Source organism: Mesorhizobium sp. M8A.F.Ca.ET.057.01.1.1 (genome assembly GCF_003952565.1).
In the GTDB taxonomy this organism is placed as follows: domain Bacteria; phylum Pseudomonadota; class Alphaproteobacteria; order Rhizobiales; family Rhizobiaceae; genus Mesorhizobium.
This window is the reverse complement of record NZ_CP034454.1, coordinates 1,875,986-1,896,935: the sequence shown is the minus strand read 5'-3', so window position 1 is coordinate 1,896,935 and position 20,950 is coordinate 1,875,986. Positions and strand designations below refer to the sequence as shown.

Genomic DNA, 20,950 nt, shown 5'->3' with positions numbered 1-20,950 from the left:
TTGGTGCGAGTGCTGCATTTTACTTCGAAACGGACCATTCGAACAGGCAAGCCTGGTGATGGTTCAATTTCCATTCGGTGGATTTTCTCCGGCCGCAAGCGGCACTATGATGGTCGATAGGCGTTCATCTTTGGGGTTTTCTCCTGTGCCGACACCCGACAACCCGCCATTTCCCGCGGCCCTGCGCCTTTTCTCCGCGGGGGTCATCATCGTCCTGATCGTCGGCGCCGGCCTGTTTTTCGCGCCTGAGCTGGTCAAGCCGCGGTGGCCTTGGCCTGTCACGCCGTTCAGCGCCCGCTTCCTCGGCGGTTTCTACACCGCCGAAATGGCGGTGATGGCGGCGCTGCTGGTGTGGAATCGCTGGTCGCCCGGCAGGCTCGTGCTCGTCATGGCCTTCATCTTCACCGTCATCGTGTCGGCGGTTTCGTTGATCAATCTCGGCTATTTCAACTTCGAACGAAAAGCGGCCTGGCTCTGGTTCCTGGTCTATCTTGCCTCGGCCGCGGTATCCGGGCTGTTCCTATGGCGGGCCAGGGCCCGTCCCTCAGCAAAAGGCGTGACCCCAAACCCCGCACGGCGCGGCTACATGTTGGCGGAAACGGCGATCCTTGGCCTCTATGGCATCGGCATGTTGCTGTTCCCTCAAATGGTCAGCAGCACCTGGCCATGGCCGGTCGATCCCTTCCACGCCCAGGTCTACAGCGCCATCTTCCTCGCCGGCGCTGGCGGCGCCTATCTTGTCTGGAAAAACGCGCCGCGCGAGGAACTGCTGGTGCTGGGCCTGGCGCAGTTTCTGGTCGGCCTGCTTGCCATCCTTGGCCTCGTCATCACCGACGCTGCGGTGCACCGGATCGACTGGACTGCGACCAAGACATTGTGCTGGCTCGCCCTTTTCGGCTGGATCGGCATCAGCGGCGCCTTCAAACTCTACGCCGCCTCCCGGCATTTTGGCTCGCAATCGGCGTCATAGACTGCAGAGACGGCTGGATTTTCAGGTGACGTCCGGTGCATTCTGCCGGGGCCATTGGGTTAGGGCACTTCACCGTTTCAAGGGCGAACTGCTTTATCCTTTGTTCTGACGCAATTCCGGGCGGAAAACCGCTCACACTTTTCCTGGAATTGCTGTAGCCGGGAAAGCCATGACCAGCACGACCTCGCCATCCGAAAAAATCCAGCCGGAGCTCCGGGCCGTCCGGCCAAGCGACGCGGAGGCGCTTTGCGCTATCTTCAACATGCCGGGCTTCCGCTGGGGCACGCTCAGGATGCCCTTCGAGATGGTGGAGCAGGTGGAGCGGCGCATCGCCAAGTCCGGCCAGGAAACCACCTGGATCGTTGCCGAGTTGGACGGCAGGGTCGTCGGCCATGGCAACCTGGTCGTGCAGGGTTCGCCGCGCCGTTCGCATATCGGCGAGATCAATATCGGCCTTGACGATGCCTTTGTCGGCAAGGGTATCGGCTCTGCCATACTTGGCGCGCTGCTTGACGTTGCCGACAATTGGCGCGCCCTGAAGCGGGTCGAATTGACCGTCTATGCCGATAACGAGCCGGCCATCCGCCTCTACACCAGCCACGGCTTCGAGGTCGAAGGCCGGCATGTGAAGGCCGGTTTTACTGATGGGCAGTATCACGACCTCCTCAGCATGGCCCGGCTGCGGTTCTGATGACCGCCGTCGTCACCCCAGCCCCTACCCCTCCGGTGGAAATTCTGGCTGTGCTGTCGCTGCTCTGCCCGGAAGTCGTGCGTGACATCGAGCAGAACTGGAATGCATCGGTTTCCGATTATGCACGCTATCTGTGGCGGCCGGTGGCAAGGCCTGCATCCGGCCCCGCGATCGCTGCCCGCTCGATCCTGCGCGAAGTCCTGCATCAGCGCCTCGGTGCGATCATGCAGCCTGAGGAGATCGGCAAGGCCCTCGAAGAGTTCGAGCACAGACCGGTGATTCAGTCCGGCCTGCACTGCCTGCTTCTGATGGACCGCATCACCTTCGATGCCCTCCTGCTTGCCTGGCTTGGCGCAGTCGAAAACGGGCTGTCGGCCTTCTTCGGCTTCATGGGAACGACGATGACCATGGAGACAATTGGCCGGGAGGGGCCGGGCTGGCTCGATGTCGGCGACGACAAGATCAACCTGTTTGGCATGGGGCGTCACAAACTGTGCCGCAAAAGCGTTTGCGCGGCCGGTCCCCTCACCCTCAACAGGCGCGCGCTCGAAGCGGTGTGCGACGAAACGGATGCCGACCGCTGGCTGGGCACATTGCTCGCCAGCCAGGACAAGGTGTTTGCAACCGCCGCCGATGCGCTGACAGAACTCAACGAGGACCTGGTCGCTGGTTGGGATCGTTCCGGCATGGCCCTGCCGGTTTTGATCGATGACCGGCTCGCCGCTGCTGCCATGGCACGGCATCTGGACCATGACGGCAGCCTTCTTTTCAAGCTGCTCTTCGAGCCCGCAAGACGCAGGCGTCTCGAGCATGCCCTACAAGAGGCCGCGTCGAGCCCATTTGGCAGATTCCTGCCCAATGCCACCACCTATTTCTGGGGCATCCGCGAGGAGCGGGTGCGCAAGCTCGTCCTCGAGAACGGGCAGTTGATCGAGCCTGACAGGCCGCATGGTCTTTCCATACCGTTCGAGCGGCAGCATCTGAAGCAGGCGCTGCTGGACGGTGTGCTGCTGCCGGACTTGTTCCTGACGTTCCTCGTCCTTGCCATATTGCCACGCGTGCGGGTCGTGGGCGGCTTGAGACAGATTGGCTATGTAGCGCTTTTCCACTCGATCCTGCTGGCTGCGCTGGATGAAAACGCGCCGGAAGAGCGCGATCTGGCTGCGGAGTTGCAGGTTCGGGAAAATGCCTGGGGCACCCGGGTCATCGATGAAAAGATGTCGGTCCGCGAGCAGCTTGCCGGCCTCCCGCAAGGGGCGCTCTTCGCGGACCTGCTCCGGCAATACCGTTCGCGGACATTTGCCGAGACGACCGACGACCTGAAACTGGTTCGCGAAAACGACCGATGGCGCAAGATCGGCCGGGCCGCCGGCCTCTGATCAGGCCACTACCCGGTCATTGCACCAAACCGGCCTTGCGGAGCCCGTCGACCATGACTTCGAAATCGGCAGGGTTCTTGTAAGGCAAGACTTTGCGACGGTATTCCAGCGAATAGTCGGGATTGACCCGAAGCATCTCCTGCCACGCAGCGCGGGCCTCCTCCAAACGGCCCAGGTGGCCGTAGCTGGCGGCCAGAAGCGCGCGCGAGACGTCGGTGACAGCGTTGCGAGCCAGCCGTTGCAGCAGGAGATCAACGGCCTCGTCGTATCGTCCCAATTGAAACAACGCCAAAGCCTGGAAGTGCAGAAGCACATCCGGAAAGTATGGGTTCAAGGACTTTGCCCGGGCGAAACTCTCGAGGGCCTCCTCGGATTCGCCTGAATAGTACAGCGTTTCGCCGCGGCAGACGTGCGCTTCGGCGAAGTTCGGATTGAGGACCAGTGCGCGCTCGACCTCGTCGATGGCCTCATCGTGCCGTCGTGTGTACAGCCTGGCTATCGCCAGCGCCCAGTGCGCCCAGGGATCGTTGTCATCCAGCGTTACCGCCCGCATTGCGGCCTCTTCGGCTTGCGCCATCGATTCCGGCGGCGACGCACCCCACCTGTTCAGGTAATCGACGCCGTGCGTGAGGGCGAGGAAAGCGTAGGCAGAGGCAAAGTTCGGGTCCAGTCCGGTGGCACGTTGCAAGAGGTCGCGGGCTGCGACGTTCGTCTCCTTCGTCAGCCGGTGCCACAGCTCCCGGCCGCGCAGGAAACAGTCATACGCCTCGGTGTTGCGCGGGTGCTCCGGCGCCAGCCGTTGACGGGCATCGTCGGTCAGGTTGAGCGCCAGCGCACCGACGATCTGCTGCGTCACGTCGTCCTGCACGGCGAATATGTCGGTCAAGTCGCGATCGAACCGCTCCGCCCAAAGATGGCCACCCGAAATTGCATCGATGAGCTGCGCGGTGATGCGCACCCTGTTGCCCGACTTGCGTACGCTGCCTTCGAGCACATGGCGCACGCCGAGCTTCGCGCCCACCTCCTGCACTTGGACGTTCTGGCCCTTGAAGGTGAACGACGAATTGCGTGCGATGACGAAGAGTTGCGACAGTTTTGACAGCGCCGTGATGATGTCTTCGGAGATGCCGTCGGCGAAGTAGTCCTGTTCGGCGTCACCGCTCATGTTGGCGAACGGCAGCACGGCGATCGACAGCTTCGGCGGCACTGCCGCAGCCGGCCGGCTCGTCACGGTTTCCGGGGTCGCGGCCGCCTTGGCCCCCGCGCCGACCTGCAGCGAATAGACCCGGATCGGCTCGGCGATGTTCTTGAGCTGTGTGCTGCCGAGATCGCTGACCGAGAGGTCGAGCCTCGCCTTGACCTGGCGATAGGCATCCTCGGACAGGCAGATGGCGCCGGGCGCCGCGACACCCTCCAGACGCGAGGCGATGTTGACGCCGTCGCCCATCAGGTCGCCGTCGCTTTCTTCGACCACATCCCCCAGATGGATTCCGATCCTGAACTCGATGCGGCGGTCCTGCGGCACGCCGGCATTGCGCTCAACCATGCCGTTCTGGATCTCAACGGCGCAGCGCACGGCATCCACCACACTGCGGAACTCAACCAGCGCTCCGTCGCCGGTGCGCTTGATCACCCGCCCGTTGTGCACTGCGATCGTCGGATCGATCAGGTCGCTGCGCAGGGTCCGCAACCTCGCCAAGGTACGCTCTTCGTCCGCGCTGGCGAGCCGGCTGTATCCAACCACATCTGCAGCCAGGATTGCGGCCAGCTTGCGGTTCTCGTTCATGCGTCGGTCTCCTTAGCTCCACGATAGCAGGAAGGCAGAGGGTGGAGGAAACTTTCGCAAACGACGGCCGCGCAGTCGCCTGTTTTGGCAGCGCCCTGCCGCCGACCCATACGGCTGCCCATTTGCGCTGCCGCTTGCCGGTTGACGGCTATCGGTTCATCCTTGTGAATACCCTGGCCGTGAAATGCGTGGCGAGATCACGTCGTCACGGCCCCTAGTGAGGTCTTCTTCTATGGACTGCTCAGGCTGCGATTTCGAGATTGAGGGCGGTTACGCCTTCTGTCCGAAGTGTGGCCGGCGCCAGCCCGTGTCATGCGCCAGTTGCGGCTATGTCTGCGCACCTGATTTCGAGTTCTGTCCGAAATGTGGGGCAAGCCTCGGGGCGTCCGCAAGATCCGTCGAACGGCCCGCTCCGACGCCAAGCCGGACCTTTGTGCCGCCTTCTCGAACTCCGGCGCCGAACATCGAAAGCGAAGAAGGGCCGCATTCTGTCTCTGACGCCGATCGCCGGACGGTAACGGTCCTGTTCGCCGACCTCTGCGGCTTCACGACACTCAGCGAGCAGCTCGACCCCGAGATCATGCAAACGCTGCAGAACGAACTGTTCAAGGAATTGACGGCGGCCGTGCGAAACTTTGGTGGTTTCGTCGACAAGTTCATAGGCGATGCACTGCTCGCCTTGTTCGGTGCGCCGGTCGCGCATGAGGACGATCCGGAACGTGCCCTTCGCGCCGCTCTCGACATGATCGCCCGGACGGCGCGGCTCGGCGAAAGCACCCCCTACTCCGGCTCGCCTCTCCTACTCCACATCGGCATAAACACTGGTCCGGTCGTTACGGGAGGATTGGGCATCGGCGCCGCCAAATCCTATTCGGTGACCGGCGACACAGTGAATACGGCCCAACGCCTCCAATCGCTGGCCGCACCGGGTGAGGTGCTGGTGGGCGAGCTCACGCACAGGCTGACCCGGCATGCCTTCTCTTACGAGTCGATGGGTGATGTCGTGCTTCGCGGCAAGGCTGGCAGTGTGCTCGTCCATCGGCTGGATGCACCGCTAGCGGCGCCGCGTGCAGCGCGTGGGCTCGAGGCGCTCGGCCTCAGTGCGCCGATAATAGGCCGTGATGCGGAGCTCAACAGAATGCTGGCGAGCCTTGACCAGGCGTGCGGCGGCTCGGCCCAACTTGTCCGCCTGGTCGGAGAAGCCGGTATCGGGAAATCGCGGCTGGTGAGGGAGTTCGTCACCCGGGTCGGCGACGACGATCGTTTTCGCAACGTCGCCGTGCGACAGGCCATGTGCTCACCGCTGGGCGAACAATCATTTGGCGCCCTGGGCGCAGTGGTGCGCAGCGCTGCCGGGATGATGCAAAACGACAATGGGGACGAAATGCGGGGGAAGCTCGCAGCCTTGCTGACCGATCTCGGCCTGCAGGGCGAAGAGGCGAAGCGGCTGATGCCTTTGCTCTACCATGTGCTCGGCCTTGGCGACCCCGATGCAACCTTGCAGCATGTCGAGCCCGAGCAACTGCGGCGGCAAATTCTCTACGCGGTCCGCACAATCATCGAACGGCGGCTTGCGTTGTCGCCGCTGCTGATCGTTGTCGAAGACCTGCACTGGGCCGACGCCGTATCGCTCGAGGCACTGCGTTTCGTGATGGACAGGCTGGAGCGCACGCGGTTGATGCTGCTGGTCACGCATCGTCCGGCGCCGGATAACGATCAGCTCGACTCAAGTCGGGTCAGTCACACAGCGCTCAGGCTTTCGCCGCTCAGCAGCCATGACGGACGCAGCATGGTGGCGGCGCTTTTCGGCGAGAGCTGGGTAAACTCCGCAGGCGGGTTTCTCGACCAGATCCTTGAGCGCGCGGGCGGCAACCCGCTTTTTATCGAGGAGATCGTGCGCGGCCTTATCGATCGCGGTGTATTGATGCGCGAAGGCCAGCAATGGCGGACGGTGGCCGGCGAAGTCGCAACCGGCATTCCCGCCACTATCCAGGCAATGTTGCTTGCTCGTGTCGACCGGCTGCCCCAGGAGGTACGCCGGTTGGCCCAGGAAGCCGCGGTAATCGGCCCGCGCTTCGATGCCACGCTTCTGAAAACCGTGACGGCCGATCCCCGCCGGCTGGAGGCCGGCTGCGAACTGCTTTGCGATGCGGAGATCATCGAAGAAGTTGCCGGATCAGGCTCGGTCTCGTCGCAAAGTTACCGCTTTACGCAAACATTGCTGCAGGACGTGATCTACCAGAACCTGCTCCTGCAACGCCGGACCGACATCCACGGCCGTGTCGGTGTCGCCCTGGAGAAACTGTGCGGCGACAAGCCGGAACGGTTCGAGGATTTGGCCGTGCTCGGTCATCATTTCGCGCAGAGCGCCGAGCGGGAGAAAGGGGCGCATTACCTTCAGGCGGCGGGAGATCGCGCTCGCATGATATACGCCAATGACGACGCCCTTCGTTTCTACGACCGAGCCCTGACCGCGTTGGGCGCGACCGGGCAAACACCGCTCAAACTGGCAATTGCAGAGCGCATTGCCGATTTGAGCGGCCCGACAGGCCGCCGCGAGATCGCGCACCGCCACTACGAGGCGGTGTTGCAGGCGTACCGCGAGTCAGCTGATCGCGTCGCGTCGGCGCGCGTTTTGCGCAAGATCGGTCGGCTGCTCTGGGACGTCGGCAAGCGGGACAACGCGGAATCCCGCTATGCTGAAGCGGCGGCGCTCCTCGATGGAGCGGATGCCCCGATCGAGCAGGCGTATCTCTGGCAGGAACGTGGCCGACAGGCGTTCCGGAGCGGAGATCACGCTCTCGCGGCAAGATGGGCGGACGCGGCGCTGGATTGCGTACGCGATCTTACAACTGAACATGTCTCCGATGATGCCACCCTCGTGACCGCCGAAGCCCTTAATACCAAGGCTGTTGCGCTGGCCCGCCTTGGCCGAAACCGTGAAGCCGTGGGTCAGGTTGAGCGTAGCATCGAATTGGCCGAGGCCGCCGGACTGCTGGGCGCGGCCTGTCGCGGCTACACCAATCTCGGCGTGCTTTACACGACCATCGATCCGGCAAAGGCGATGGAGGTCTGTCGGCGCGGCCTGGAAGTGGCGCGCCATATTGGTGATCTGGGTTTTCAGGCGCGCCTCCTCGCCAATCTGGCGGTCGCTTGTTGTACGTTCACGGATCGCTGTCCAACGGAGGGCGTGCCTGCTGCCGAGAAGGCCATCGAGATCGACCGGGCGCTCGACCAGCGCGAGCACCTGCCGGTGCCGTTGATCGTGCTTGGGCAGATCCACCAGTGCAACGGCCGCCCGGAACTGGCGGTCGGCTTGTTCCACGAAGCACTGGACGTTGCCCGCGAAACGGGCGAGCCCCAATTGCTGTTTCCGTGCTATGATGGTCTCGCAACGCTTAATCTCGACCTCGACAATCTGGCCGAGGCCGAACGCTACTTTTCCCTGGCGCAGGGTATATGCGCCCAGCACGGGCTCGACCCGGAAGTGCTTGTGGTGCTGCCTTTTCTCGACTAGCCGGGGTTGGAGGTTGGAAATGTCCGCGCCTAGTGACTTGGTGCCGCTTCAACCGGGCGACCGTGCGCCGAACGTGGTACTCGATGCCATTACCCAGGAAGGCAAGATCGCGCTCGACGACTTCCGCGGACAAAGACCGGTGCTGGTCGGCCTGTTTCGAGGTCTGCATTGTGCGTTTTGCCGGCGCCATATCGCCGCCCAGGCGCGGCTTGATCCGGAACTGCGCGAAAAGGGCGTGGAGAGCCTGACGGTGGTCAACACGCCGATCGAACGGGCGCGTCTCTATTTCCGCTACCATCCGATGCCGAATCTGCTGGCGGCCTCCGACCCGGAACGCGCTTCACATCGTGCTTTTGGACTGCCCAATCTCGAATTCACCCAAGACGAGACGAACTGGCCGTACAAGGTCTCGATGGCGGCGGCACAGGATTTGCGGATCAACATGCCGGGCGAGTTTCCCGGCCCTGTCAGTGCTATCGTGGCCGGGGAACTCCTCAACAAGAAGGACAATTACGAAGTCACCGAAGCCGACGAGCAGATGATGGCAACGGGACACGGACAACTAATCGGTCAGTTCCTGCTGGACCGGCAGGGGATCGTCCGCTGGAGCTTCACGGAGGTTCCGGAGGGTGGGCGTTACATGTTTGGGGCGCCAAACCCGAAGGAGCTGATGTCAGCCGTGTCCCAAGTCGCCCAATAGACCGTCGGAATACTGCATTCTGGGCTTGGGATGCGCGGGCTCCAGGGTCGGCGTTGATGTGCGGCAATCAGGCCGGGAGCCGCCACATTCGCACACGACCTGTACCACGCAATTCCGTTTCCTCGAGCGGGTCGCAAGCAAATTTCGGCCCAAGCATTTGGCGAGTTGCATCCGAAATACGGATTTCATCGGGCTCCGCGGACGTTTGAATTCGCGAGGCGAGATTAACGGTTTCGCCCCACAGGTCATAGGCGAACCGCCTCTTGCCTATCACGCCCGCGACGATTGGGCCTGAGTGAATTCCGATTCTCAGTCTCAGCGGTTCTCCTGCGAAGCGCTCGCGCTTAACCGCCTTGCGCAGCTCAAGCGCATAGCGCGCGAGCGCCTTTGCATGATCGGATCGCGCGGTCGGCAGGCCAGCGACCACCATCACACAATCGCCGATCGTCTTGATCTTTTCGCAGCCGTATCGTTCCGAGAGCCGATCCGCCGCCCTGAAGAAGTAATTTAAAATAGCGAGCGTCGTTACGGCTCCGACGCTCCGCGCTCGTTCCGTAAAACCGACTATGTCGGCAAAAAGCACACTCACTTCTGCGTGGTTGTCGGCAATTTTTTTGTGCGCTTTTAACCGCTCCGCGATCGACGCCGGAAGAATGTTGAGGAGCAGGGTTTCGGCGCGCTGGTATTCACGCGCCAATCCCTCCTGGCTCTTCCTCAACGCCTCGTTCGTCGATTGTAATTTCTCGTTGAGTTGACGCTCCCTCTCTTGCAGGAGTGTCATTTCATAAGCCTTTTGTTGAAGCCGCTGCCTGTTGTCGCGTTCGGCAGTGGCGTCAAGAAAGAGCAGCCACACGCAGGCATTGTCAGCAAAAAAATGAAGGTCCGCGACACGCCCGCTGGGCAGTTCGACCATGGCAATGTGAAACGGAAGCTCCGGGCAAGGCAGCAAACCTTCCATGAATTCAAGTTGCTCGGCAACAGGCTCGCCGATGCGAAGCGATGAGAGCCCGTAATGCTCAACATTACCGCCCTTCGCAGCGACGCAAAGCTGAGTGTCGATTTTCAGATATGCGACAGAATGCCCGTTGTAGAAGAAATTGAAAATCCAGCCTTCAACCTCTTTTGGCAATCCATGCATGATCTATTTGGTGACCATCGAAGCAAGTTGACGAAACGCATCATCAACATGTTCACCCGAAAGCGCACTTGTTAGATAGATTTGCCATCCACGTTGCCTCAGTTCGTCAATCTCACTATCCGATATTGCCCACCGATCGGTCAGATCGGATTTGTTGAACAGCAATACAAACGGCATGGCGCCGAATTCGGCCTCGACCCGCTCGCGTAGCGTGAGCGCCACGGCAAGAGTGGCGGCGCGCGTTCCATCGACGACAAGCACAAGCCCGGTTGCACCTCGCACATAGCTGACCCGGAATGAGCCGATATCGTCTTCACCGGCTAAATCCCACAAAATCAGATCCACGGTTTTGTCCGGGAGCACGACATTCTTCTTGTCGATCTTCACTCCCACCGTGGTCAGATAGGTTTCTGAAAAGATGCTCTGCACATACCTGCGCACCAGGCTCGTCTTCCCGACAGAGAACCCGCCCAGCATGCAGATTTTTTTTTGCAACATCTTGGGCTCCACTAGTCCAGGTTCACAGTAATCGAAACCCGGCGATTGGTGGAGCTCCCGGCTTGACTATTTTCAGGCACCAGCGGCTCAAAAGTGCCCGCGCCCCGAACCAGCAGCAGTTCCGGAGCGACGCCGCGCTTGTTGAGAAGCGCACGAACTGTCTCGGCGCGGGCGGCGCTGATCGACGCGTTGGCCGTCTCACGGCCCGTGGTGTCCGAATGGCCGGTCAACATGAACCGCGCTGTTACGCCTGACTTGCGGGCATTTTGGGCGAATTCCTTTATCTGATCCGCCAACCTGTCGAGAACCGGCAGCTGCTCCGGTCCCGGCACGACTTTGCCGGAAGAGAAGAAGATATCGGTCGTCTGGATGGCCTCTCTCAAATAATTAAGTTCTGCAAGGTTCAGCTCACGCAGCTGCGAGACATCCAGAACCACCCCGTCCGCCGAAAGCTGTTCGGAGGCGGCCTGCGCCCGGCTGATCCAGCCGGCGGGAGCCTCACCCACGGCAACGATGCGACCCTGGATGATCGAAAGCTGAACCGATTTCGGCGGCGACAGCGACGCCGTCAGCCGCTTCACCACGAACTTCGGATCAAGGCTCTGATAGAATTGCCACTGGGAATGAACGCGGGCAGGATCAACCTGCGTTCCGGACAGCAGAGCTTGCGGGTCGGCGGCAAGCGGGTCTCTCAGGCCGGAAATGTAGAATTGTCCGCCGCTCGTCCGTTGTTGGGCGACGATGATTCCCGATTGGGCCTCAAGTCGCGCCACATAATACTGCCAGTGCTCCGCCTCGCGCGCTTCGGGACTCACATCACGAACCTTGGAGATGTCGAATTCCGGTCCGCCTGCCGAAAGCTGTCGGGCCGCTGCGCGCGCTCGATCTATCCAGGTGTCGGGAGCCTCACCCTCGGCGACAATGCGATCCTCGACGATCGAAAACCGAACCGATTTCGGCGGATAGAGCGACGCCGTCAGCCGCTTCAACACGAACTCCGGTTCAAGGCTCTGATAGGATTGCCACTGCGAATGAACCCGGGCGGGATCGACCTCGGCTCCGGACAACAGCAACTGCGGGTCGGCGGCAAGCGGGTCTCTCAGGCCGGAAATGTAGAATTGGCCGTCGCGTATCTTTTGGTCGGCAACGATGATGCCCGGCTGGGTCCCCAGTTGCGACACGTAGGCCTGCCAGTGCTCCGCCGCGCGTTCTTCGGGGTCACGGACCCTGGAAATATCGAATACCGGCCCGCCTGCCGAAAGCTGCCGGGCGGCGGCCTGTGCCCGGTCGATCCAGGCGCCGGGAGCCTCTCCCTCGGCAACGATGCGATCCTCGACGACCGAAAGCTGAACCGATTTCGGCGGCGACAGCGACGCCGTCAGCCGCTTCAACACGAACTGGGGTTCAAGGCTCTGATAGGATTGCCACTGCGAATGAACGCGGGCAGGATCGACCTGCGTTCCGGACAGCAGCGACTGTGGGTCGGCGGCAAGCGGATCTCGCAGGCCGGCAATATAGAATTGGCCATCGCGTATCTTTTGTTCGGCAACGATGATGCCCGGCTGGGTCCCCAGTCGCGACACATAGGCCTGCCAGCGCTCCGCCGCGCGTGCTTCGGGGCTCACATCACGAACCTTGGAGATATCGAATTCCGGTCCGCCTGCCGAAAGCTGTCGGGCCGCTGCGCGCGCCCGATCTATCCAGGTGTCGGGAGCCTCACCCTCGGCAACGATGCGATTATTGACCACCGAAAGCCGCACCGACTCCGGCGGCGCCAGCGACGCCGTCAGCCGCTTCAACACGAATTGAGGTTCGAGACTCTCATAGAACTGCCACTGCGCATGCACGCGCGCGGGATCGACCTCGGTTCCCGACAACAGCGCCTGTGGGTCGGCGGCAAGCGGATCCCGCAGGCCGGCAATATAGAATTGGCCACCGCGTATATTTTGCTCGGCAACCATGATGCCCGGCTCGGCCGCCAATCGCGACACATAGGCCTGCCAGCGCTGCCCGGTTTGCCAGGAAAGAAAGAACCAGGCGCCCCCCAGAACCAAAATCAGCGCGACCAGAGCCATCACCAGCCACGGAAATCCCTGGTTTGTATCCTCCTGCTTCAGTTCAACGCAGGTCTGCAGCTGCGCTTCCACGCCGAACAGCTGCGAGGTGTCGCCGTCAAACTGCTCTAAGGCCTCCGAGCTTTCGTCATGGATGCGAAGCAATACGTCGCGAAATATTTCATGCAGTCCCTCCGGCGGATTTCCCCGGATCACTGCAACCAGGGTCGCAAGCGGTCCGACTTCCGACCAGAGACGAAGCTCGCCAAAGCGGATCGTGTCCAGGCCGCTCTGTTCTTTCTCGTTGAATGAATCCTTCACAAAATCTTGAATGGCGCTGAGCATCGAGGAAATGAGCTGAGGATCCTCGCTCGTTGCGTTGTCGGCCGTAACATGCGCTATCAAGAGCCCGGAATTGCGATTGATGAGAAAGACATGCTCTACGCGATAGACGAGAGAATGCTTCAGAACGACTTCCGAGAAGCTGGCACCGGTTCTCCAGGCTTCCACTCTCCACTTGAGACCATGCCAGGTGAATATATGCCGTAGAGTTTCATTTAGCGACTGAAAGGTCTGGTCGATCTTTTCTCCGATCGACTTGCGAATTGCCGGCAGAAACACCGGATACAATATATCCGTCAGCGTGCGCGGGCTCTTCTGGATCGAGCGTTGCACGGCCCGCTCGACGGCCGGCGCGAGGGCCTCGCCGAGTTGCGCATGCGGCGCTTGTGCGGCCGCACTGGGAAGAACGCCGCCCACCGCCGTCGCAAGCTGCGCCGGTTCGTCCAGCAGATCCGTGACGCGTGAAAGCTCCGAAATCTCGCGGCCGACCAGCAACTGGCGCAGCGCTTCCATGCGAGGGTCGGCGGTTGGAACCGACTCGAATTGCGCGCGATAGTCCGGATCGACGTTCCGGGCTATTTCGACCAAAAGCTTAGCGAGAGCCTCGCGATCAATCCCTGCATCGTTCGAAGCTGCTTTTTTTGGAAGGCTGATTGGGTCGACGGTTGACGTCAAGTTCCGATCAACTCACTTTCCAGCCACGCTCCGAGTTGGTCTTGTTGCCGACGGGATCCTGATTGAGGCATTTTGCGACCTCGACAAACAGGCCGGCCAAAAGATTTCGGTCGGTCTTGACGTTGCTGAGATCAGAAAACACCTTCTCTATCAGCATCTGAACGCTTTCGATCCTTTGCTTGATTTCCTCACGCAGCAAATGATCGTTTCGATTGATCCGGTCTGCAACATCGCGCTCGAGCTCGCTCACTTGATCCGACAATGCGCGCACCTGCTTTTCAAGTGCCTGATTTTGCTCGCGAAGATTCCGGTCAATCTCCTTGTCGCCCTCGGCTCGCGCATCTTTCTCGTTCCGCAATTGCGTCGCGAGCGAATCGACCTGCTTCTTCGCATTTGATTCGTACATTTCAAGATTGCGCTTGGCCTCGGATTCGACATCCTTGAAGCGCTGCAAGACCCGTTCTTCAAGCTTGGAAAAGCGGCGATCGTAGTCCTGCATCTGGTTGCCGAACAGCAGATCACGTATCTTGTCGACACCTACAGCGTCGCCCGGAGCCCCGCTCTCGCGAGCTTGGCCAGCCATGAAGCTCAGTCCATTTCCTTCTGCATTACCGATCAGATTTGCGTCCGCTTTATTTGCTGAAGACGCGGCACTCGAAGATTCCTTAGCCATCACTATGCCCCAATTGCCCAGTGGAAAACCCGGAAACGGGGATTATGTCAGACAAATACCCGACCCACAAGCCGAAATTCTCTTGATTTCAGCCGATTCGAGCACCTCTTGCTCAATCCATGAACTAGCAACAGCTGCACAAGCTTCGATTGATGTCGCTCTTGTGTTTTTTAGATAGCTGAAATAGTCGGCAAATCCGATTGATCATTTGCCGGAACTTACTATCGAAAGCACGTCTAAAATCTATATATACTTTAAAGAAAATAAATTATGATTTTTAATCAGATTAATTGCCATCATCTGATCTAAATGTGCAGATACCTTCTGGCATCGGTCCGCATACTGTAACCGCCACCTTCCAACGCGGACCCAACGCCAGAAGGAAGGTCTTCTTCAGGACAGAGGATGGCTGTTCGAGAATCCAGGTTGAACGGCCGTTATTGCCGCAAGGCTGCCTGCGGCCATTACATTAGCGATGTCTACTTTTAATGAATCGACAGGACCTTAGAAATGACTGCCATGCGGCGCCCGCCTCAGGGCGACCCGTCTGCAAGCCAGGTCAGGCTTGATTATGAGCGGAATGGCGTGGGGCTAGATGACCCTCGCCGCAGCAGTGGACGATTGTGCGAGCGGAAATGCCGGCGCACCGTCCTCGGATCTAAGCCGTCGGGCATCAGCGCTTGCCGTTCAAGCATGTCTTCAAGGTTTTCTTGCTGCCTCTAATGCGCCCCGATCTTGACAGAGCAGTGCTGCCGTCCGATGGCGTATCCGTGTGTGACATTCGCCGGCTCCCGCCGAAGAGAGCGAAACTCGATGATCCAGGACAAAGCTACCGAAAGCGTTGTGGTACCGACGTCCAGGCGCGGGTAAGACCGCGTGGCGCACAATCCATTGGTTTCAATCGTGGTTCCCGCGCACAACGCGGAAGCAACGCTGGCGCGCGCACTCGATTGCCTTCTCGAGCAGGAAATCGTGGATTGGGAGGCGATCATCGTCGACGACGCCTCCACGGATCGCACTCCCGCGATCATCGCCGGTTATGTGGAACAACATGCCCGATTTCGGACGTTGAGTTCTTGCGCGCATAGCCCCGCCGGCGCGCGTAACGAAGGGATTTCGGCAGCGCGCGGCCACTGGCTGATGTTCCTGGATGCCGACGACTGGGTGGATGCCAGCTTCCTTACGAAAATGCTGGCCGCACTAAAAACCGCTCCCGATGCAGTGGCCGCCTATTGCGGTTCACGGCGCGTGATGCCCGATGGTGCATTCACCCCGTCGAGCATCGCCCCCGAGGTCGCGATCCAGCCCTTCGAAACGTTCGCCCGCCGATGTGCCATCGCCACTCACGCGGTGCTGGTCGACCGGGAAACAATCGTCGAGTTGGGCGGTTTCGATGCGTCGCTGCGCACCTGCGAAGTCTGGGATCTGTGGCAGCGCGTCGCACGTCTCGGCAAAGATTGGGTGATGGTCGACGAGCCGCTCGCTTTCCATCGAGCCAGCCCCAACGCGCTCAGCCGCAATTCGACGCAGATGCTGGCGGATGCGGGAATCGTGATCGCCCGCGGCTTTTCTCCTGATCCCAGGGTCAAACGCCCAGGATTGGCTCATGCCAATGGAGCGACCGAGGCGACCGGGCGAACCGCTTCCGAAGCACTCGCGTGGTTCGCGTTGTGGAACGCTGCATCGGATGGCGGCAGCGGCGGCAGCTCGATCAACCCGCAATCCCTGCGCGCGCTCCCGGCAGGACGTAAATGGGCGCGCGAGATCGCCAAGGTGGCCCTCGATGGCCTGATGGTGGGAAGCCTATCGGCGCCAGCGCATTTGGCTGCCCGGTGGGACAGGTTTGGCGGCGCCCTCACCGAGTTGATCATCGAACTCGGCAAGGTCTGGGGCGATCCGGTCGCGGCTCGTCGCGTCCAGTATCATCTCGAGCAAATGCTTCTCGATGCCGACGATCTTGCCGCACCTCGCAGGCTGGCGCGGACACTCGGAATTCGCGTCGACGCTCGAAATCCAACCTCAACCGAGCTTCCCGCAGGAATCGACCAAATCTATGCCTACCTGATGATGGATGGCCAGATCGAAGCTGTCGTTCAGTTCGGCGTACTCGGGAACGTGACAAGGCGTCATTGGATTGAACTGATCCTGAATTTGGCACCGCAAAAGGACGACGGTGCCGACACGTCAAACACATTTGCAGCCGAGGCACTGTCGGCCACAGCGGAACGCCAGCCTGATCCGGACAGTCACTTCGGCAAACTCGAGCGATTGGTCTCGGAAGCGCGGGAACTGGATTTGTCGAGCGCCGAAACTACGCAGCCTCTTGCGGTACCGCGCCGTTCACCGGCCTCGGATGGTCACGACAAGGATCGTACGGCGTTCTGGAATCGCTATTTTGCGACAGAGGATCCCTGGAACTACACCTCGCCCTACGAGCAGGAAAAATATGAGCGGCAGCTCGAAATTCTGCCTGCCGGCCCCATTGGACGGGCGCTTGAGCTGGCCTGCGCCGAGGGCCATTTCACGCGGCAGCTGGCGCCGCGCGTGGGCCATTTGACTGCAACTGATATCTCCGCGATAGCGGTCGAGCGGGCGCGCGCGCGATGCAGCGATCAACCGAATGTTGAGTTCGGTGTACTGGATTTCATGGCGGATACGCTCCCGGGCGAGATGGATCTGATCTTCTGTTCGGAAGTGCTCTACTATCTCGATGATCTGGCCGAGTTGAAACGCTTCACCAAAAAAGTCGCTGAGGCGTTGGCGCCTGGCGGCAGTTTCATCAGCGCACACGCATTCGTGCTTCGTGACAATCCCGAAAGGACGGGCTTCGACTGGAACACATTCGGTGGCCAAACGATCTCGGAGACGTTGGCGGCGACCGAAGGCCTCGTCCTCGAGCAATCGGTCCAGACCGAACTCTATCGCATAGATCGCTTTCGCCGCCTGTCACCGGACCACATGGCGACGGAGCCGGTGATCGATCATGTGCCGGTCCGCGCGCCCATCGGAATCGGGGTCGCGCGAAATATCGTCTGGGGCGGGGCGCGGGCCTTGCGCCGCGACGTCGCGCGTAACGAGCGGCGGCAACGTATCCCTGTCCTGATGTATCACGGCGTCGCCGATGAAGGTCCGGCCGCGCTCGCCCGTTTCCGGCTCACGCCCGCCGCATTCGCCGGCCAGATGGCATGGTTGCGGGCCAATGGCTTTCACGCGGTCATGTCCGAGCAACTGGAATGGTCCATCGCCAACCGTCAGCCTTTCGCTGGCCGCCCGGTGCTCATCACCTTCGATGACGGCTTCCAGAACTTTGCCGACCATGCCTGGCCAATCTTGCGCGCGAACGACCTGACCGCGGAAGTGTTCCTGGTAACGGACCTGGTGGGTGAAAGTGCAAAGTGGGACGCCGTCAGCGGTCCGCCGACGCCGCTTATGGACGCCGCGACGGTGCGACGTCTCGCCGCCGAAGGTGCATTCTTCGGAAGCCATCTGGCGACGCATCGCGCCATCGATGGTCTTTCGAGCTCTGACCTGGCGGCCGAGCTCCTGCGCTCTCGGATGTTCGTCGAACGGTGGACCGGTCGGCCAACCTCGGCGTTCGCGGCGCCCTTCTCCGTCACCGACCGGCGGCTTGGCAGGCTGGCCAGGGAGTGCGGCTATCGGGTTGGCTTCGGCGGCAGACACGGGCCGGCGGACCTTGATAGCGATCCCATCGACCTTCCGCGTATCGAGATTCGTGGGGATCGCTCGCTCGATGACTTTGTTGCCACCGTCGAGGCCGTGCTCAATTGAACGGTGAACTTTGTCAGTGTCATTATTTCCGCTCACGATGCGCAAGAGCGACGCGACGCTTCGCTGCCTAACCTTGCGTCTACAGCTGTGTCAGGTCCCCTCTAGGCAACCGCTCGTCGGCAATCAGTTCCTCGGCCGGCCTCTGCATGGTCATGCCCGGTTTCCATCACGTAGGCATCGGTCCGCGATGCCCAACGCGGCCTACGCGTTCTGCTCTACCAGAAGCACTGTGATGCCCAACGTCTTCGAATTACGGATCCATGATTTGCACGACCAGACCCTGCGCGATGGTCTAGCTTGAACTATGGCGTCTTGCACCACAACATCGGCTTCTTCAAGGTAGGAGCAATGGCGGGCATGGATGTCGTTGCTTGCCGATTTGACCGGAAGGCTAACAGCACGATGCCACTCATGATTCGACGGTTGGGAGCCAGGTATCTGGCACGCGCGACACAACGTCTCCGACATCTGAGTGCGGTGTTTGTCCTGGCTGCCAGGGCACTGGTTGTTGGGATGGCCCTCTTGTTGGCTGGTCAGGCACAGGCACAGGCGCCGGCGACCGTGCCGCCTGAAAAGGTCAAACAGCTATTCGAGCTTCTCGACGATCCGTCCGTGAAGGCCTGGGTGGCCGAGCAGCGAAATCAGGACGTCGGGCCAATCGGAGCGCCTGCCAAGGCGGGAGCTTCGCCGGCCGACGCATCGTCCGACGCCGTTGCCGCACCGGGCCGGATGAATACGATGGCATCCTCGACGCTCGATCGGATCAAGCATCATATCGAAAGAATCGTACAAACTTTGCCCCTGCTGCCGGGCCAGTTCGCGCACGTTCGGTCAAAGACCATGGCGGATATGTCCAGCAGGGGGTCGGCCGGCATAGTCATGCTGATTGTGCTGTTCATCGCAGCCGGCCTGGCGCTCACTTGGGCAACGTACAAGTTGACCCGCCCATTTCGCCTTTGGATTATCGCGCAGCCGAAGGATACGCCCATGGGGCGAGCCAAGAAGATTGGTGGCCGCCTGCTTTATTCCAGCATGCTGATCGTCTCGTTCGCACTGGGCAGCGCCGGCGCATTCATGTTGTTCGACTGGCCGATGCTCATCCGCGAGATTGTACTGACATTCCTGATGGCGGCAGTCGTTACATGGGGTGTGCGCATGTACGTCATGGCCACGCTCGTCCCTTCCTTCATGAAGGTCGAGAGCGCCGTCGAGGTTCGTGCTTTGCCGGTCACCAACGAAGCGGCTGACCATTGGTCCTATTGGCTACCCCGGATCGTCGGCGTCTTCGCCTTCTTCGGCGCCGCGTTCAACCTCTTGCCGGGTCTCGGCATCGATCCGGACGGAATGATGGTCCTGTCGCTGGGCGCCGATTTCGTCGTGCTGGTGCTCTTTCTGCTCGCCGTGTGGCGCCGGCCGAGGAAGCGAGACGGGGCGCCCCAAAGCGGTCACACGGGAGCGACATGGCTGTTGACTGCTTATTTCGTCGTTCTGTTCCTGGAGCGCATTGCCGGCTTTGACATATTCTTCTGGTTTACCTTGGCCGCATTCTTCCTGCCTTTGGCAATCGTGCTGACGCAGCGCGGGGTCAATTTCGTGCTGCGCCCGGGTTCGGAAGAGGCCGGCCGGCCGACGATCCCGGCGGTGACGATCGCTGTCATCGATCGCGGTATCAGGATGATTTTCATCCTGGAGGCGGCTTACCTTCTCGCGCGTGTCTGGGGCCTGGACATGCAATCCATGCAGGGCAGCGATACGACGACGATGTTCATATTGCGCGGCTTGATCAATGTCGTGGTCATTGCGCTTGCAGCCGATTTCGGCTGGTCGATCATCAAGGCTTTGATCGAACGAAAGCTGGGCATCGAAGTACCGCACCCTGTGATCAGCGAGGAGGAAATCCCGATCCTGGATCCGCAGCAGGCGCGGCTGCACACGCTGTTGCCGATCCTTCAGAACATTCTGCTCGCATCGATCATCGTGATGGCCGTGCTGATGATGCTCTCCTCGCTGGGTATCCAGATCGGCCCGCTGATCGCCGGCGCTGGCGTCGTCGGCGTCGCGGTGGGCTTTGGGGCGCAGACCGTCGTCAAGGACATCATTTCGGGCGTATTTTTTCTCCTCGATGATGCGTTTCGTGTCGGCGAATATATTTCCTCGGGCAACTACAAGGGTACCGTGGAAAGCTTTTCGCTGCGCTCGGTGAAGCTGCGCCACCATCGCGGTCCGCTGTTCACGATACCTTTCGGTGAACTCGGGGCAGTCCAGAACCAGAGCCGTGACTGGGTTATCGACAAATTCAACATCACCGTTGGCTATGACACCGATATCGACTTCGCTCGCAAGCTGATCAAGCGGATCGGCCTCGAACTGGCGGAAGATCCCGAGTTCAAAAACTGGGTGCTCGACCCGATCAAGATGCAGGGCGTACAGGAGTTCGGCGAGTACGGCATCGTGTTGAGGGTCAAGGCCATGACCAGACCGGGAGGCGCTTTCGGTATGAAACGCAAATTCTATGTCCGGCTGCGCCAGGTCTTCAAGGAACAGGGCATCGAGCTCCCATTCCCGACCGTGCACGTCGAGGGGCTGCAGACCCCACATGAGGCACAGAATGCGCCGTTGGAGATCACACCCGCGTTGAAATTGGCCGCCGCGCAATCGCACACTATTCGTCGCAGAAAAAAAGCTGGCGCAACGGAATAGGAAAGAGCGCCGTCACCGGACCGACTGGAACGGAAACC

Annotated in this window: 12 protein-coding genes; 7 read left to right on the top strand and 5 right to left on the bottom strand. The window is 60.7% G+C overall.

The features are described from left to right. The first annotated feature begins 145 nt into the window (after window positions 1-145). From EJ077_RS08570 to EJ077_RS08560, 3 genes are all read left to right on the top strand, one after another. On the top strand, window positions 146-970 hold the full coding sequence (locus tag EJ077_RS08570) for a hypothetical protein (RefSeq protein WP_208701176.1): 825 nt from the start codon (window positions 146-148) through the stop codon (window positions 968-970). A 169-nt stretch (window positions 971-1,139) separates the two neighbouring features. Then, window positions 1,140-1,661, top strand: coding sequence for a GNAT family N-acetyltransferase (locus tag EJ077_RS08565; RefSeq protein WP_208701174.1), 522 nt, complete (start codon window positions 1,140-1,142; stop codon window positions 1,659-1,661). Next, window positions 1,661-3,040, top strand: coding sequence for a hypothetical protein (locus tag EJ077_RS08560; RefSeq protein WP_208701172.1), 1,380 nt, complete (start codon window positions 1,661-1,663; stop codon window positions 3,038-3,040). The genes EJ077_RS08565 and EJ077_RS08560 overlap by 1 nt, the downstream gene beginning before the upstream one ends. A 16-nt stretch (window positions 3,041-3,056) precedes the next feature. Here the strand turns inward: EJ077_RS08560 and EJ077_RS08555 are convergent, their stop codons facing one another. Beyond that, window positions 3,057-4,826 carry an adenylate/guanylate cyclase domain-containing protein gene (locus tag EJ077_RS08555; protein ID WP_208701170.1) on the bottom strand — a complete coding sequence of 590 codons (1,770 nt, stop codon included), beginning with the start codon at window positions 4,824-4,826 and terminating at the stop codon, window positions 3,057-3,059. A 232-nt stretch (window positions 4,827-5,058) separates the two neighbouring features. Between EJ077_RS08555 and EJ077_RS08550 the strand changes: the two genes are divergently transcribed. Then, complete coding sequence (locus tag EJ077_RS08550; protein WP_208701168.1) at window positions 5,059-8,343, top strand: ATP-binding protein; 3,285 nt, start codon at window positions 5,059-5,061, stop codon at window positions 8,341-8,343. A gap of 19 nt (window positions 8,344-8,362) precedes the next feature. Continuing rightward, window positions 8,363-9,043: a peroxiredoxin-like family protein gene (locus EJ077_RS08545; protein ID WP_208702941.1), complete on the top strand. Its 681-nt coding sequence runs from the start codon at window positions 8,363-8,365 to the stop codon at window positions 9,041-9,043. A 67-nt stretch (window positions 9,044-9,110) separates the two neighbouring features. On the opposite strand, the gene EJ077_RS08540 is transcribed toward EJ077_RS08545, so the two are convergent. From EJ077_RS08540 to EJ077_RS08525, 4 genes are read right to left on the bottom strand one after another with little or no spacing between them, the layout of a single operon-like run. Continuing rightward, window positions 9,111-10,181: an adenylate/guanylate cyclase domain-containing protein gene (locus EJ077_RS08540; RefSeq protein ID WP_208701166.1), complete on the bottom strand. Its 1,071-nt coding sequence runs from the start codon at window positions 10,179-10,181 to the stop codon at window positions 9,111-9,113. A gap of 3 nt (window positions 10,182-10,184) precedes the next feature. Beyond that, a complete protein-coding gene (locus EJ077_RS08535) occupies window positions 10,185-10,679 on the bottom strand; it encodes a Rab family GTPase (protein ID WP_208701165.1) in 495 nt (164 codons plus the stop codon). Window positions 10,680-10,690: 11 nt separating this feature from the next. After that, window positions 10,691-13,750 carry an OmpA family protein gene (locus EJ077_RS08530; RefSeq protein ID WP_208701162.1) on the bottom strand — a complete coding sequence of 1,020 codons (3,060 nt, stop codon included), beginning with the start codon at window positions 13,748-13,750 and terminating at the stop codon, window positions 10,691-10,693. 7 nt (window positions 13,751-13,757) lie between these two features. Next, window positions 13,758-14,423, bottom strand: coding sequence for a hypothetical protein (locus tag EJ077_RS08525; protein ID WP_208701160.1), 666 nt, complete (start codon window positions 14,421-14,423; stop codon window positions 13,758-13,760). Between the two features lie 876 nt (window positions 14,424-15,299). Here EJ077_RS08525 and EJ077_RS08520 point away from each other — a divergent pair. Next, window positions 15,300-18,212 carry a glycosyltransferase gene (locus EJ077_RS08520; protein ID WP_208701158.1) on the top strand — a complete coding sequence of 971 codons (2,913 nt, stop codon included), beginning with the start codon at window positions 15,300-15,302 and terminating at the stop codon, window positions 18,210-18,212. Window positions 18,213-18,509: 297 nt separating this feature from the next. Next, window positions 18,510-20,912 carry a mechanosensitive ion channel family protein gene (locus EJ077_RS08515; protein ID WP_245458686.1) on the top strand — a complete coding sequence of 801 codons (2,403 nt, stop codon included), beginning with the start codon at window positions 18,510-18,512 and terminating at the stop codon, window positions 20,910-20,912. The last annotated feature ends 38 nt before the right edge of the window (window positions 20,913-20,950 follow it).